Below are 15869 nucleotides of genomic sequence, written 5' to 3' on the forward strand. Positions count from 1 at the left end.
CACTTTTCGAGTCAAATGAACATTTTTCTTTAGGGCTGAGCAAGGCGCTTCCGCTTTTCTAATTATAGGGAGTGTTGACATGCAGGATAATAAAATAACCGCATATTTAGAGGAGTTAATTCCAAAAAGAAGTGAGCATTTTATGGAAATAGAACGTTATGCTCATGAAAATAATGTGCCAATTATGGAGCTTGTTGGAATAGAATCCTTGTTGCAGCTATTACGCATTCAGCAGCCTAAAAAAATTCTCGAAATCGGTACTGCGATTGGTTATTCTGCGTTAAGAATGGCTGAAGCTTTACCTGATAGTAAAATAATTTCTGTCGAACGAGATGAAGATCGATATCTATTGGCAAAACAAAATGTTGCAAAACTACAAAAAGAAGAACAAGTGATTTTGATTCAAGGAGACGCTCTTGAACTCGAAGAAGAAGTCGAACAATATGGTCCTTTTGATGTGCTGTTTATCGATGCAGCTAAAAGTCAGTATCGAAAGTTCTTTGATATATATTCAAAAATGTTAACAAAAGAAAGTATTATTTTTACAGATAATGTATTGTTTCACGGTTTAGTAGCAAGTGAAAATATTGAAAGTAGAAATGTTAGACAATTAGTAAGAAAAATAAATAATTACAATCAATGGCTAATGAATCACCCACAATACGATACGATTATTTTACCTGTAGGGGATGGCATAGCTATTAGTAAAAAAAGGAGAGAAAAATGAAGAAACCTGAATTACTCGTTACACCAACTTGTGTAGATGATATCAATCCGTTAATCGAAAGTGGAGCAGATGCTTTTGTTATTGGAGAGCAAAAATTTGGATTGCGGTTGGCTGGTGAATTTAATCGAGAAGACGTCAAAAAGGCGATGGAACTAGCACATGCAAAAGGGAAAAAAGTATATGTTGCGATAAATGCAATTTTTCATAATGAAAAAATTGATGAACTGTATGAGTATGTTGCTTTTTTAAAGGAAGTAGAAGCAGATGCAATTATTTTCGGTGATCCTGGGGTATTAATGGTTGTTCGTGAAGTAGCACCAAATATGAAATTACACTGGAGTACAGAAACGACTGGAACTAACTGGTACACATGTAATTATTGGGGCAACAAAGGAGCGAAGCGCTCCGTATTGGCAAGAGAAATCAGCATGGACAGCATTATCGAAATAAAAGAACATGCTGAAGTGGAAATTGAAATTCAAGTTCATGGAATGACAACGATGTTCCAATCGAAGCGTTCTCTACTTGGACATTATTTCCAATACCAAGGGAAAGAAAAGGAAATGGAAGAACAAAGACTGGACAAAGACCTTTTCCTTCATGATAAAGAGCGAGACAATAAATATCCAATTTTTGAAGATGAAAATGGCACCCATATTATGAGTCCAAATGATATATGCATTGTCGATGAATTACAAGATTTAATCGATGCAGGCATTGATTCTTTTAAAATTGATGGTTTGTTAAAAGATTCAGCGTATATTCAAGCTGTTACAAGCATATACCGTAAAGCGATTGATATGTTCTGTAACGATGCGGATCAATATGAAGAAGAAAAAGAGGCATTATTAGCTGAAATTGAAAAAATCCAACCGGTAAACAGACCGCTTGATACAGGATTTTTCTTTAAAGAAACCGTTTATTAAGGAGAAAAGGAGGAAGGAAATATGACAATCGTAACATCACCCATTTCGGAAATAAGAGATGGAAAAAGAGTTATTGTGAAAAAACCAGAATTATTGGCGCCAGCAGGGAATTTAGAAAAATTAAAAATTGCTGTTTCATATGGAGCAGATGCTGTGTTTATTGGTGGTCAAGAATACGGTCTTCGTTCAAATGCAGGCAATTTCACTTTTGAAGAAATGAAAGAAGGAGTGGAATTTGCTAAAAAATATAATGCAAAAATTTATGTAACAACAAATATTTTTGCACATAATGAAAATATTGATGGGTTAGAAGATTATTTATTAGGGTTAAAAGAAGCTGGAGTACATGGAATTATCGTTGCTGATCCTTTAATTATCGAAACATGCCGAAGAGTGGCTCCAGAAATTGAAGTGCATTTAAGTACACAACAATCTCTTTCCAATTGGAAGGCTGTTCAATACTGGAAAGAAGAGGGCTTAGAGCGTGTTGTATTAGCACGTGAAACAAGCGCAGATGAAATCCAGGAAATGAAGGAAAAAGTAGATATTGAAATCGAAACATTTATTCATGGTGCGATGTGTATTGCTTATTCTGGCAGATGTACATTAAGCAACCATATGACAGCACGTGATTCAAACCGAGGCGGATGCTGTCAGTCTTGCCGTTGGGACTATGATTTATTTAAGTTGGAAGACAAAAAGGAAAACCCTTTATTCTCAGAAGAAGATGCACCTTTTGCAATGAGTCCTAAAGATTTAAAACTAGTTGAATCGATTCCACGGATGATTGAACTGGGCATTGACAGCTTAAAAATTGAAGGCAGAATGAAGTCGATTCATTATATTGCCACAGTGGTAAGTGTATATCGTAAAGTGATCGATTCCTATTGTGCAGATCCAGATAATTTCGTCATCAACGAAGAATGGTTAAAAGAATTAGATAAATGTGCAAACAGAGATACAGCACCTGCCTTTTTTGAAGGACAGCCTGGGTATAAAGAACAAATGTTTGGAAATCATAGCAAAAAGACTACTTTTGATTTCGCCGGCTTAGTGCTTGATTATAATAAAGAAACACAAATCGTTACACTACAACAGCGAAATTACTTTAAACCTGGCCAGGAAATCGAGTTTTTTGGACCAGAAATCGATAATTTTACAATGGTTGTAGGAACTATATGGGACGAGGACGGAAATGAATTGGATGCAGCACGACATCCGCTTCAAATTGTTCAATTTAAAGTGGATTATCCAGTATTTCCAAACAACATGATGCGGAAGGAGCTCTAATTACATGCAACGAAAACCGGTTGTAATTGGTGTCGCTGGGGGATCTGGATCAGGAAAAACGAGCGTATCCAAAGCAATCTTTGAAAGTTTTAATGACCGTTCCATTTTAATGATTGAACAAGATTTTTATTATAAAGATCAATCATATTTACCTTTTGAAGAAAGATTAAATACAAATTATGATCATCCACTAGCTTTTGATACAGAGCTGCTGATCGAACATATTGAGAAATTAATCAAGTATGAACCAATTAATAAACCAGTATATGATTATGCCATTCATACAAGATCAGATGAAATAATTACCGTAGAACCGAAAGACGTTATTATTATTGAAGGAATTCTTATTTTAGAAGATGAAAGACTGCGCAATCTAATGGACATAAAATTATTTGTTGATACAGATGCAGACCTTCGTATTATTAGACGCCTTTTAAGAGATATTCAGGATCGAGGAAGAACGATGGAGTCGGTTATCGATCAATATGTAAATGTCGTTCGTCTTATGCATAATCAATTTATTGAACCAACAAAAAGGTATGCAGATATTATTGTGCCAGAGGGCGGCAATAATCATGTAGCCATTGATTTAATGGTAACAAAAATACAAACAATTCTTGAACAAAAATCACTTTTATGAAACAATAGCAGATAAAGAATGTTTACGAAGTCTTAAAGTTTCTTTTACATTCAGGAATCAACAGTTATTATTTGTAAACTTATTTAATTGTAGGGGATTATCAATTATTCGTATATTTATGGGAAAGAATGTATAATAATAAAAGCGGAAGCGCCTTGTTCATCGCCGTACGGACTAAAGGGGCTTCGACTGAGATAAAGGAAACACGAAAAGCGATAGCGATTCGATGTTGACTTATCGTAGGGAGAAGACCTGAAGTACGATAGGCGATAGGCGTTGGAGCTAGACACTCATCTAAGTTGAAAAAGTTTAAACTGTCTTACCATTTATAAAAAAGGCTTTCTTTTTTTCGCAATAAGTATTAAACTCTTTCTATTAGAATAAAAAGCGCGTCTCTACACAAGACGCGCTTAATCTCATATAGTGTGAGTTAAAAAAGGGAACAAATTAAGAAGCAAGAAGGTCGAGGCGGTGTGGCTTTGAGCAACGCAGCGGACTTTCACAGGATGTGGTGATTTCAACGTTGCCCACAGGACGTGAGCGTTTTTAGTTGAAGATCCTCTGTGTTAAGTTAAATACGTGAGTAGCAGAGAAGCAAACCAACGAAAGATTCGCCGTTTATCTTTGGTGGCTTTTTGAACAACCTCATATACATAAAACACCTTTCTATATATGATGATTGATATGGAAACATGAAGGAGTGGAAGATCACGATGGAAAAAGTATTTCCGATGACATTGGCTGGTAAAGAAAAATTAGAACAAGAATTAGAGCAATTAAAAACAGTAAAAAGAAAAGAAGTAGTAGAACGTATTAAAATAGCAAGAAGCTTCGGAGACTTGTCAGAGAATTCTGAGTACGATTCTGCAAAAGAAGAGCAAGCATTTGTGGAAGGTAGAATTACGACAATTGAAAATATGATTCGTAATGCGAAAATTATTTCTGAAGATGAATTAGATACAGATTCTGTATCATTAGGCAGCTCGGTTACTTTTATTGAGCTTCCAGATGGAGAAGAAGAGACATATACGATTGTAGGTAGTGCAGAGGCAGATCCATTCGAAGGAAAAATTTCTAACGATTCACCTATCGCAAAAAGCCTTATCGGCAAAAAAGTTGGCGATAAAGTAGTCGTGCAAACTCCTGGTGGAGAAATGAATGTAAAGATTGTAACAATTAATTAATAATTCTAATAGTGTGAGTTCAATAAGGGAAAAATTAGATGCAAGCCAACGATTATATTATTCTAAGCTTTAATTTGGGCGGCTTTTTGAACATACTCTAAGAATGATGGTTTGAAAAGAATACACCTCGTCAACACTGTTGATGAGGTGTTTTTTATGTGGAGAAAAAGAGCAGTTGGTATTACGATATTATTTTTAATCATTTTAGGAGGATTACTTGCCCGATTAGTGCAAATCCAGCTTGTGGAAACAGAACATTTTACAAAGCATCATATAAATTTAGTGGAAGCGAGTGTCAAGCAACGATCTCAAGAGATGGTTTTAGATAATGGCAGAGGGGGATTTTTGGATAGACACGGAGAGTCGCTTACACAACAAACACAAACTGTTTTAATTCTTTTTCCTTTTTTACAAAATATGGAGTGGGATCATAAAAGAATAGCGGATATTATTGGGGTTTCTGAATACAATTTAACGAATGCTGTTAAAAATGCGAAGGAGCCTGTTGTATTTGGAGGAAACAATCCAACGACTCTTACGACGTTACAAAGGGATGAGGTAAATAAATTAGCGATCCCTGGCGTGTTTGCAGTCGATAAAAAATATAATCTGAAAAATAATCTTGCTGAACAATTACTTGGCATAACAGGGCAAAACGAAGAGCTGCTTGCGAAAAGATATCCAGATAAAAAGTTGTCCATGGACACATTAATGGGGGTTACCGGTCTTGAAAAAAGCTTTGATGAGTTTTTGCTGCCGGATGGTGAAGCAAAGCTAGTCTATCATGTCGATGCAACAGGAGGTCCGTTATTTGGCATCAATGTAAAATATACAGAACCAGGAAATCCCTTTTATCCTGTTAATATAAAAACAACGATTGATAAAAATCTTCAAGAAACTGCTGAAAAACTAGTCGATGAGCAAGGAATTAAAAAAGGTGGTTTAGTTCTTTTAGATTTAGAAACAAATTCGATTGCGGCAATCGTATCAAGGCCACATATTAACAGTAATAATCCTTTTGAAACAGATGGAATAAACAACTATATGCTAAAACAGCAAATCGTTGGCTCAGTCTTTAAAACGGTTGTAGCAGCAGCAGCGATTGATCATAAGCTTGACGATGATGGCCGAACCTATGATTGCAGCAGAAAAATCAATGGAGACCCAGATCCAACTTATCAGCATGGTATGTTAAATTTTACAAATAGCTTTGCGGTAAGCTGTAACAATACATTTGCGACCATTGCGAAGGAACTAAAAGATGTCGATGAGAATTTACTGGAAGAATACGCAGAGAAATTAACTTTAACGACAATGGTTGGTTGGGAAGGAAATGTGTACCACACAACGAATTTTAAACAGCTGCAAGAGGAAGAAAAAGGCAGGGTGTTTTTATCAGAAGCAGCGAAAAAAGATAAAAATTATGTGGCGTTGACTGGAATTGGACAAAATGAGGTGAGGGTAACGCCGCTTGCGGTTGCTAATATGATGGCTACGATTGCAAGAGGCGGAGAAAAGCAAAGTGTACGAGCTGCTTCTGAAATAGATTATAAAAATGGAAGTACGCTTTTAAAATTTAAACAACAAGATTTGCCGGGAAAAACGATTTCCCCCGTTACCGCAGAGAAATTACAAAAATTATTAAGAGAAGTGGTTGTAAATGATAAAGGTACAGGCAGATGGTTTCAGAATTTACCGTATGAAGTAGCTGGAAAATCAGGTACTGCGGAAACTGGGGTAATGAAGGATGGGAAGCAATTGCATAATAAATGGTTTGCAGGATATTTTCCTTATAATCATCCAAAATATGCTTTAGTAACGGTAAACCTAGGAGTTTTATCAGATGAAGGTGGAGTCAATCCCTTGTTTTCTGAAATGGTGAAGGCTGCCTATCAATATGATAAAGATCATTAATGGAAGGAAGGGTGTTACCTTAATACTTTTCACTATTGCTTTCTCATGTTAGAATATGTACAGCCTTGCTAAACTATAGATATACACATATCTGAATAGGTAAATATAGGGAGGAGAAACACTTTGAGCACTGAAGCTAATAATAATCAAAGCCGTTCTGAACAACGATTAAAACGGAGAAAAACAAATCTTATCTTAAATAGTTTAATCGGGATTGTCCTTTTACTAATTGTATTTGTTTCTTATTCTATCTTTCATACTAATGATAGTAAAAATGCGGATAAGCCAAATAAAAATAATGTGAAAACAGAACAAACAAATAAAGACGACAAAGTAGAAGCAGAAACAGTTAACGGGAATGCTAACGGAAGCGATAAAACAGCAGATGAAGAAACAATGGCAGAGGAAGACGAAGAAAAAACAGATGACGAAGCAATTGTAACAGAAGGCGGCAGTGATTCCAATGTAGTAAAAACAATCGAAAATCCTGCATGGGAGCCTGTTGGTACAACACAAACAGGAGAACATGCTGCTTCTTATTCGTCAGGAGCAGATTGGGACGAACAAGAGAAAGCTTTGGCATATGGAACAGGATTGGATGAATCAGATATGGTAGTCTGGTTTTTAGGAAATAATAATAAAGATCCACAAAAATCAATCGGTACAGTTTCTTCAAAAGATAAATCAAAAAAATATCGTGTTTATATTGAGTGGGTGGACGGTAAAGGCTGGAAACCTACGAAGGTAGAAGAAGTGAAGGATCTTAATATAAGATAAACTAAGTTAGAGAGGGAGCCTAAAAGTCGGCACCTCTCTAACTTTTATTTATGGCTCTGTAAAATTCCATTGTTGATTTTCAAAAGGTGCAGGAGTCTCGCAGATTCCTTTCCTATAAACAACATGATTGTTTTACAGGGCCTTATTTTTTGACTTTAAAATGAACGACTGCTGTATAATAAGGTCTCCCGTTTTCCTGTATAACCGTTTGATGGCTTACTGAGTAAACGGATAAAAGGATGCTTTTATTTATATCAATTTGATCATTAATCTGCTTTTCGATTGATTTTAAGCTATGCCCTTCAAAAAATTCAATTTTATCTTCAATTATATCCAACTGGAAATTCATTCTCCGCTCTCCCTTTTGTTAAAATAATCTTTATTTTACCATAAGTTTTTTGTTTTTTTATAAGGCCCTGTTAAATTTCAGTGTTGATATAGAATGGTCAGGAAATTCACTCGCTTTCCGCGGACATTCTTACAAGCCTCCTCGCTCGTACCCGTCTTTCCGCAGGAGTCTCGCAAATTTCCTTCTAAAATCAACATTATCGTTTAATAGAGACACCCATGCTAATAAAAATTCGCACCATGGCGCATGAAAAGAAGCAGTATCCCTATTTTTTAGCGCTGAGCAGCCGGCATACACGAAGACTCCTATGGGATTAGCGGGACAGCCGAGACCCCGCAGGAGCGCTAGCGACGAGGAGGCTCGACGCCCGCCCCATGGAAAGCGAAGTGTATGCCGGCTGCGGACTACTCACAAGAACATACACTTTTCAGGATAGCCTTTTATAAAGAAAGGTCAGCATTAAACAAAGAGAAAAACTTATCATAAATAAAGAACACGTCACAAAATAAATCATAGTATGCATATAAGAATTGTATATTATGAACATGGAGTGTGATTATTTGTGGGGAAGGAATTTATCGAGCTTTTTGAACAGTGGGCGGACACTTATGATGAAAGTTTAACAAATGATCGAGAATATAAAGAGGTTTTTCGACATTATGATGATATATTGAAAGAAGTGGCGGACCGATCATATGGTCATGTAGTCGAATTTGGTCCAGGTACTGGAAATTTAACCGTAAAGTTAATTAATAAAGGCTTATCCGTAACTGCGATAGAGCCCTCTCAAGCGATGAGGAAATTAGCAAAAGAAAAAATTGGGGATAAAGCGATATTAAAAGAAGGGGATTTTCTTGAATTTGAACTCGACCAAGTTCCTAACACTTTCGTAAGTACGTATGCCTTTCATCATTTAACGGACAAAGAAAAGGGAGAAGCGATTGCTCAATATAGTAATTACCTCCCGATTGGTGGTAAAATAGTGTTTGCAGATACAATGTATGAATCGAATGAGGATTATCATCATGCAATTGACAGTGCAATTAAAAATGGCTTTCATCATTTAGCAGAAGATTTAAAGCGTGAATACTACACAACCATTCCTGTTTTAACGAATATATTGCAGGAGCATGGATTTACAGTTGCTTTTACACAATTTAATGATTTTGTTTGGATAATGGAAGGAGTAAAAACTAGAAAGAGGTTATAAAATGAAAATAGCAATCATTGGAGCAATGGAAGAAGAAGTTAGTTTATTACGAGAACAAATAACAAATAAACAAGAACATACCATCGCTGGATTTCAATTTATAGAAGGTACTTTATTTGGCAAAGAAGTTGTTTTATTACGATCTGGAATTGGGAAAGTAAATGCTGCTATGAGCACCACCATTCTTTTACAAACATTTAAACCAGACTGCTTAATTAATACAGGTTCTGCTGGTGGACTAAATCCTGCATTAAATGTGGGGGATGTTGTTATTTCTTCAGAGGTTCGCCATCATGATGTAGACGCAACCATCTTTGGCTATGAGTATGGGCAAGTGCCACAGATGCCGCCAAGTTTTCAAGCAAATGAAGATCTAATTGTTATCGCGGAAGAAAGTGCAAAACAGATAGGAGACCACGCTGTTGTGAAAGGATTAATTACAACGGGTGACTCTTTTATTAATGATCCAGAAAGAGCTGCTTTCATTAAAAGTAAATTTACTGATTTGCAAGCTGTTGAAATGGAAGCTGCTGCTATCGCACAAGTTGCTTATCAACATCAACTTCCATTTGTTATTATTCGCTCGTTATCTGACATCGCTGGTAAAGAGTCGCATATTTCTTTTGATCAATATTTAGAAAAAGCAGCGGTTCACTCTGCGAATCTAGTAATGGGGATTGTATCTAGAATAGAAAAGCTTTAAGTAACGAATAGCAGAAAGTAGAAAGTTTTTAAACTTTCTGCTATTGTAATATTAAAACATACTATTCACCTAGGAATAATATAAATAAGCTTTGATGCCTAAATATTTTTAAGGAGGAAGAGCGTTGAAGGTTTATGAAACGATTCATCAATTAATTGGGCAAACACCAATGATGGAGTTAACCCATTTTCCCTTGCCAGAAAAGGTCCGCTTATTTGCAAAACTAGAATATTTTAACCCTGGAGGAAGTATTAAAGACAGGCTAGGGTATGAATTGATTGATCAAGCATTAAAAAGCGGAGTATTACGAGAAGGTGGAACAGTCATCGAACCAACGGCAGGCAACACAGGAATAGGTCTTACGCTCGCAGCTCTTCATAAAAACATTCAAGTGATTGTATGTGTACCAGAAAAATTTAGTATCGAAAAACAACAAATCATGATGGCATTAGGGGCAAAAATTGTGCATACTCCCACCCATTTAGGAATGCAGGGAGCCATCGACAAAGCAAAAAAACTTCAAAAGCAAATCCCTTCTTCTTACATTCCAGGACAATTTGAAAATAAAGCAAATCCAAATACTTACTATAAAACATTAGGTCCAGAAATTTGGGACCAATTGGATCATCATGTTGATATTTTTGTGGCAGGCGCCGGAACTGGCGGTACATTTATGGGAACTGCTCGCTATTTAAAAGAACAAAATAACAAGATAAAAACGGTTATAGTGGAACCAGAAGGCTCCATTTTAAATGGAGGCCAATCTGGAAGCCATAAAACAGAAGGAATCGGAATGGAGTTTATACCAGCGTATATGGATCCTGATTATTTTGACCAAATTTATACGATTTCAGATGAAGCTGCTTTTGAAAAAGTAAAGGAGCTCGCCAGCAAGGAAGGTTTGCTTGTAGGAAGTTCTTCGGGAGCTGCGTTCCAAGCGGCTTTATTAGAGGCAAAAGAAGCAAAAAAGGGAACAAATATTGTCGTGATTTTTCCTGATGGCAGCGAGCGTTATTTGAGTAAAAAGATTTATGAAGGAGGAATTTAAATGAAACGGAAAACGAAACTTATCCATGGCGGCATCGAAGGAGATCCATATACAGGGGCAGTAAATGTGCCGATTTATCAGGTGAGCACGTATAAGCAGGAAGGGGTTGGAAATCATAAAGGATTTGAATATTCGAGAACGGGCAATCCAACTCGGCATGCATTAGAAGAACTGATTAAAGATTTAGAAGAAGGAAAAAGAGGGTTTGCATTCAGTTCGGGAATGGCAGCTATCACAGCAGTAATGATGTTGTTTAAAAAAGGCGATCATATTCTGTTAACCGACGATGTGTATGGCGGAACATTTCGAGTAATGACAAAGGTTTTAAATAAATTTGGCATAGAAGCAACCTTTATTGATACGAGTAATGTAGAGAATATAAAAGAAGCTGTTCAAGATAATACAGTTGCGTTATATATTGAAACACCAACCAATCCATTATTAAAAATTACCGATATAAAAGCCGCATCTGCTGCTGCAAAAGATTTTGGATTATTAACGATTGTCGATAATACGTTTTCGACCCCCTATTGGCAAACACCTTTAACATTAGGGGCAGATATTGTACTTCATAGTGCAACAAAATATTTAGGCGGCCACAGCGATGTTGTCTCTGGTTTAGTAGTTGTTCAAGATGATAAATTAGGAGAAGACTTGCATTTTATTCAAAATGCAACGGGTGGTGTTCTTGGAGCAAACGATTCCTATCTGCTTATTCGCGGAATTAAAACACTTGGGATCCGCATGGAAGAACATGAAAGCAGCACAAGAGAAATTGTCGCCTTTTTAGTAGAACATCCGGCCGTAGAAAAAGTGTATTATCCTGGTTTAGCAACCCATCCTAATAATGAAATCAGTAAAAAACAAGCATTAGGTTTTGGCGGAATGGTTAGTTTTGATGTTGGCAGTGAAGATAAGGCTAATAAACTATTAAATAAAGTGAAATATTTTACGTTAGCAGAAAGCCTTGGTGCAGTAGAAAGCTTGATTTCGGTTCCAGCGAAAATGACCCACGCATCCATCCCGAAAGAAAGAAGAGCAGAACTAGGAATTACAGATGGATTGGTAAGAATATCAGTAGGACTAGAGGATGTGGAGGATTTAATAGATGATTTAAAACAAGGGTTAGAGTAAATCTGCTAAACAAGAAAATGTCTATAATCTGTGTGCTATGAAGGACAAAACTAGGTCGAATACCAATAAAAATGTCCTTCATCATAGCTATGAAGGACAAACCTTAATACAGCAACAAAAAAAGTTCAATATCAAGCAGGTGCAACTCCGCCCTCTTTCCATTATTACTAGTATTTTCATAAGGATGCAGTTGAAATACTATGATACAGTAAAATAAAGATTACTAGAAATAAGGGAGGGGAGAATACTTGGAAAAGAAGGTCAAAGGCTTAACAGACAAAATAGAAGATTTTAAAAGATTCGCGACTGTTTTATTAGCTGTAGGTGTTTTTTTTTATTTAGGTGTCATAATTCCTACTCTCGACAAAACGGAATGGAACACAGCAATCATGATGATCATGACAACAGCTTGTTTAGGAGCTTCTATTTTCTTTTTTACAAAAGCAAAGCAGTTTCAGAAGCAAATAAATGAACTGAAAAATGAAGAATAAATTTAACGAGAAGGAAAGGAGATAGGAAATGCTTCTTTTCTTTTTTTGTTAATAGAATATTTATGCCCCCCAAGTTAAATATCTGTTCAGCACAAGAGAGTTATTTTTTCTGGAAAGTTTATATCCATTTTTTTGAAAAAGTGTTTACAAATCTGGTGTTGGAGGATATAATTACCAATATAACTAATATTTCTTAAAGGAGGTTGAATAACATGCAAAAAGTTTTAGGATATGTATATGGAGTAAAAACTACAACTTTATATGAAACAAACACGAATTCAACCACTAAGGAATGGAAGAACTAGGTTACAACACTAATAGTCTATCCAACCGCAGGTGAGTCGTGTCCTGCGGTTTTTATATGCATTTTTATCATAACCGCAGGAGCATTTGTCTCTATGCGGTTTTTTTGCGCTTTTATAATTAAAATTTTACATTTTAGTTAAAAAAAAGTAATTTTTGATAGGGAAGGGAGGTGATATTATGACCCTGAATATGTTGTTTTTTACGATTACCATTAAAAAGGTACAACGAACACCAGAAGAAATTATTCACGAACAGCGAATTAACAAAATAATCGAAGAAAATAAAGAAAAAGCGATATCTATGTATCGTGGATTTTAAACAAATAGAAAAAGAAAGGTGTGATGTGGCATGATCATTAAATTACAAAAACGTCAAGCAATTCTATGGGTAGAGAAAGATTCTACCTAACGAAAATCGAAGGAATGCGATGTACTTAGTTGTTTTAGGCTGTTTTCCCAAAGTTTGTTGTTTTTTCGTAAAAAAATGGTAGAAGAAGTACTCAGCAGACTGAATACACGTAGACTCCTGTGGGAATGCGAGAAAGACGAGACCCCACAGGAGCATTCGCGACGAGGAGGCTCGACGCTCGCCCACGGAAAGCGAAGTGTATTCAGGCTGCGAGTTTAAAAGCAACAATCTATACGAAAACAGCCTTGTTTTATTTTTGACTTTGGAAGGCAAAATGAACAAAAGTAAAAGATTAGCTGATCCTATTAACAAGCCTAAATAGTCTGTTTGACTATCATTAAAACAGCCCTCAGTGAAGAAATTTTGTTCTTTACTGAAGGCTGACAATTAATGCTGATTTTTAGTTTTCCTTGTATTTGTATGCTAAAAGATGTTTCAAATCAGATATTTGTTCCAAGATCTCCTCGCCAACATTTGTTTCTAACACTTTTTTTCTCCTAAGCTCTCGATCTACGACTCTTTTCACCGATAAAACGTCTGTGCCATTGTGAAGCACATCTTCTTTAGAGGTAAATCGTTGATGGGCAACAAGCTGCATGCCGTAGGAATTGTATAACAGGGTGTATCCGGCAATTCCAGTTGTCGATTGATAGGCCTTGGAAAAACCGCCGTCAATCACGATCATTTTTCCATTTGCTTTAATTGGGTTTTCTCCATTGATTTCTTCCACCGGTGTATGTCCATTAATAATATGCCCTTGCTCTACGTTTAGGTTAAATTCTGCTAAAATTATCTTGCAAATCTTTTCTTCTTCTCGTAAGTAGTAATAAGGATTTTTTTGTTCAATATGCGTTTTCTTATCTTTAATAAAATAACGTTCAAATGTTGTCATATCTTTTTTGCCAAATAAAGAGGAGTTCTCACCAGACCATAAGTACCAAACCATGTCTGTTGCTATATCATCTGTTATTTCTGGATGAGAAAAGCTGTATCTTAAATAGTATTCAAAAATATCCAATAAATTCTTTCCACTATATTCTTTTCCGTTAATCACCATTGTTTTCATGCTGCCGTCTTTATTTAATGGGATGCAGCCATGAATCAACAGGTTTCCATTATATTTTAGGTACAAGCTGCCTTTTTTCATTAAAAAATGCATATGTCTTGCTAGTTTTTCTGAATGTTGAACTGCAAATAAAAGTTTTTCGATGACTTGTTCTTCTTCCTTTAACAGCAATTCAGGATGCTCTGGATCAATGGTTGCAAAACATGTATTTTCTAATGGATACGTTTTGCTGTCTAGTTCAATCGTATTTGCTTGATAATCTATTTTTTCCAGCAGCAGTCTGTGATTCATATGAAAATCCGGTCTTCTTTTGATGATGTCCATTTCCAGTTTAAATTGAATAATTGATATAGCTTGATGAATTTTCGTAATTTGTAAAATTTCTTCTTCAGAGTGCTCTTCTTCTTTTGAATTTAGTTTTGGACGAAAAGCACGGTTATCTTGATAATATTTCTCTGCTAGACTTTGAAGCGGCCGCAAATTAATGCCATACGCATCTTCAATAATATCCAAGTTGTCATATCTTGCACAGATCCTAATAATATTCGCAAGACATACTTTTGATCCAGCGTAAGCGCCAATCCATAAAGCATCATGGTTGCCCCACTGAATATCTACGGAGTGATACTTCATTAAACGCTCCATGATTTTATCTGGCTCAGGTCCACGGTCATAAATATCGCCAACAACATGAAGATGATTAACGACTAACGTCTGTATCGTGTATGCCAGCCCGCTAATTAGTTTACTTGCTTGACCGAGGGAGATAATTTTTTTAATGATTTCAGTATAATATTCTTTTTTATTGTCAAGTTCATCTTTTTTATATAAAAGTTCTTCAATTATATATACAAATTGGTCTGGCAAAGCTTTCCGCACTTTAGAACGTGTATATTTAGAGGAAGCAAAAGAAAGCAGCCTAATCATTCGTTCAATGGTATCCGCATACCATTGATGCAATAAATTTTCATCTTGAAATGAATTTTTAATAAGAAGCAGCTTTTCTTCCGGATAGTAAACGAGTGTTGCAAATTCATCTCTTTCTTTTTTGGAGAGTTCATCCTTAAATAAGTCTTTAATTTTTTCTTTTACATTTCCAGAACCATTTCTTAATACATGTTGGAAAGCGTTATACTCTCCATGCAAGTCACTCACAAAATGTTCGGTTCCTTTTGGCAAATTTAAAATAGCTTCTAAATTGATAATTTGGGTGACAACTTTTTCTTCACAATCATATTTTTCCGTTAATAAGTCCAAATATTTCGTATCCATCTGTATCCCCTCGCATTAAATAAACTTATGATGTTATTTTGTATCATTGAAAATGTTGAATTTTCAATATAATTAGAAAGCTCTTAATTTATATTATACAAGTAAATCGGCAGAGGAACTTAATTTTTCATTTAAAGACAGTAGAAAATAATATAATTTTTGAAAATTCTTTCTAAATATAAAAATATTTGCCTCGCAAAAAAAGAGTATGGTAATTTTTGTATCATTCTATAGTCTCTTGATATACTACTTATATATTTCAATTGAGGATGGAGAAATAATGACTTATCCATGATAGATTGATTTGAAACTTATTAGATTGTCATTTTACCACTAGTGTTGTATAAATACTGTCGAAATTTTCAGTCAAATTATTTTCCCTGTTAAGAGCCAATAAAGTAAATACCCTATCAAAGGTGGCTCT

Annotated in this window: 15 protein-coding genes; 13 read left to right on the plus strand and 2 right to left on the minus strand. The window is 35.6% G+C overall.

Annotated features, from left to right (window positions below; genetic code table 11):
- Positions 1-79: 79 nt before the first annotated feature.
- The 7 genes from ACTYA4_RS09065 to ACTYA4_RS09095 all read left to right on the plus strand — a co-directional run bounded on the left by ACTYA4_RS09065 (position 80) and on the right by ACTYA4_RS09095 (position 7458).
- Positions 80-727: an O-methyltransferase gene (locus tag ACTYA4_RS09065; protein WP_443480789.1), complete on the plus strand. Its 648-nt coding sequence runs from the start codon at positions 80-82 to the stop codon at positions 725-727.
- Positions 724-1653, plus strand: coding sequence for a peptidase U32 family protein (locus tag ACTYA4_RS09070; RefSeq protein ID WP_443480790.1), 930 nt, complete (start codon positions 724-726; stop codon positions 1651-1653). Before ACTYA4_RS09065 ends, ACTYA4_RS09070 begins: the two co-directional genes overlap by 4 nt.
- 21 nt (positions 1654-1674) lie before the next feature.
- Positions 1675-2943 (plus strand): peptidase U32 family protein, encoded by a 1269-nt coding sequence (locus tag ACTYA4_RS09075; protein WP_443480791.1) that lies wholly within the window; start codon positions 1675-1677, stop codon positions 2941-2943.
- Between the two features lie 4 nt (positions 2944-2947).
- Positions 2948-3583 (plus strand): uridine kinase, encoded by a 636-nt coding sequence (udk, locus tag ACTYA4_RS09080; RefSeq protein ID WP_443480792.1) that lies wholly within the window; start codon positions 2948-2950, stop codon positions 3581-3583.
- A gap of 707 nt (positions 3584-4290) precedes the next feature.
- Complete coding sequence (gene greA, locus ACTYA4_RS09085; protein WP_443480811.1) at positions 4291-4767, plus strand: transcription elongation factor GreA; 477 nt, start codon at positions 4291-4293, stop codon at positions 4765-4767.
- 156 nt (positions 4768-4923) lie between these two features.
- Positions 4924-6681 (plus strand): peptidoglycan D,D-transpeptidase FtsI family protein, encoded by a 1758-nt coding sequence (locus ACTYA4_RS09090; protein ID WP_443480793.1) that lies wholly within the window; start codon positions 4924-4926, stop codon positions 6679-6681.
- 123 nt (positions 6682-6804) lie between these two features.
- Positions 6805-7458, plus strand: a complete 654-nt coding sequence (locus ACTYA4_RS09095; RefSeq protein WP_443480794.1) for a DUF1510 family protein — start codon at positions 6805-6807, stop codon at positions 7456-7458.
- Between the two features lie 142 nt (positions 7459-7600).
- Here ACTYA4_RS09095 and ACTYA4_RS09100 read toward each other — a convergent pair whose 3' ends face one another.
- Positions 7601-7807 carry a DUF2536 family protein gene (locus ACTYA4_RS09100; RefSeq protein WP_443480795.1) on the minus strand — a complete coding sequence of 69 codons (207 nt, stop codon included), beginning with the start codon at positions 7805-7807 and terminating at the stop codon, positions 7601-7603.
- A gap of 562 nt (positions 7808-8369) precedes the next feature.
- Between ACTYA4_RS09100 and ACTYA4_RS09105 the strand changes: the two genes are divergently transcribed.
- The 6 genes from ACTYA4_RS09105 (at position 8370) to ACTYA4_RS09130 (ending at position 13017) form a co-directional block, all read left to right on the plus strand.
- The gene (locus tag ACTYA4_RS09105) at positions 8370-9017 is read left to right on the plus strand and encodes a class I SAM-dependent DNA methyltransferase (RefSeq protein ID WP_443480796.1); all 648 of its coding nucleotides are present in this window, start codon (positions 8370-8372) and stop codon (positions 9015-9017) included.
- 1 nt (position 9018) lies between these two features.
- Positions 9019-9720: a 5'-methylthioadenosine/S-adenosylhomocysteine nucleosidase gene (mtnN, locus tag ACTYA4_RS09110; RefSeq protein ID WP_443480797.1), complete on the plus strand. Its 702-nt coding sequence runs from the start codon at positions 9019-9021 to the stop codon at positions 9718-9720.
- 124 nt (positions 9721-9844) lie between these two features.
- Positions 9845-10768 (plus strand): PLP-dependent cysteine synthase family protein, encoded by a 924-nt coding sequence (locus ACTYA4_RS09115; protein WP_443480798.1) that lies wholly within the window; start codon positions 9845-9847, stop codon positions 10766-10768.
- Complete coding sequence (locus tag ACTYA4_RS09120) at positions 10769-11902, plus strand: bifunctional cystathionine gamma-lyase/homocysteine desulfhydrase (protein ID WP_443480799.1); 1134 nt, start codon at positions 10769-10771, stop codon at positions 11900-11902. It begins immediately after the preceding gene.
- Positions 11903-12150: 248 nt separating this feature from the next.
- Positions 12151-12393: a YrhC family protein gene (locus ACTYA4_RS09125; protein WP_443480800.1), complete on the plus strand. Its 243-nt coding sequence runs from the start codon at positions 12151-12153 to the stop codon at positions 12391-12393.
- Between the two features lie 483 nt (positions 12394-12876).
- Positions 12877-13017 (plus strand): YrzI family small protein, encoded by a 141-nt coding sequence (locus tag ACTYA4_RS09130; protein ID WP_443480801.1) that lies wholly within the window; start codon positions 12877-12879, stop codon positions 13015-13017.
- A gap of 490 nt (positions 13018-13507) precedes the next feature.
- Here ACTYA4_RS09130 and ACTYA4_RS09135 read toward each other — a convergent pair whose 3' ends face one another.
- A complete protein-coding gene (locus ACTYA4_RS09135) occupies positions 13508-15445 on the minus strand; it encodes a fructose-1,6-bisphosphatase (protein ID WP_443480802.1) in 1938 nt (645 codons plus the stop codon).
- Positions 15446-15869: the final 424 nt, after the last annotated feature.

It is taken from the genome of Niallia yueguangensis (assembly GCF_052663115.1).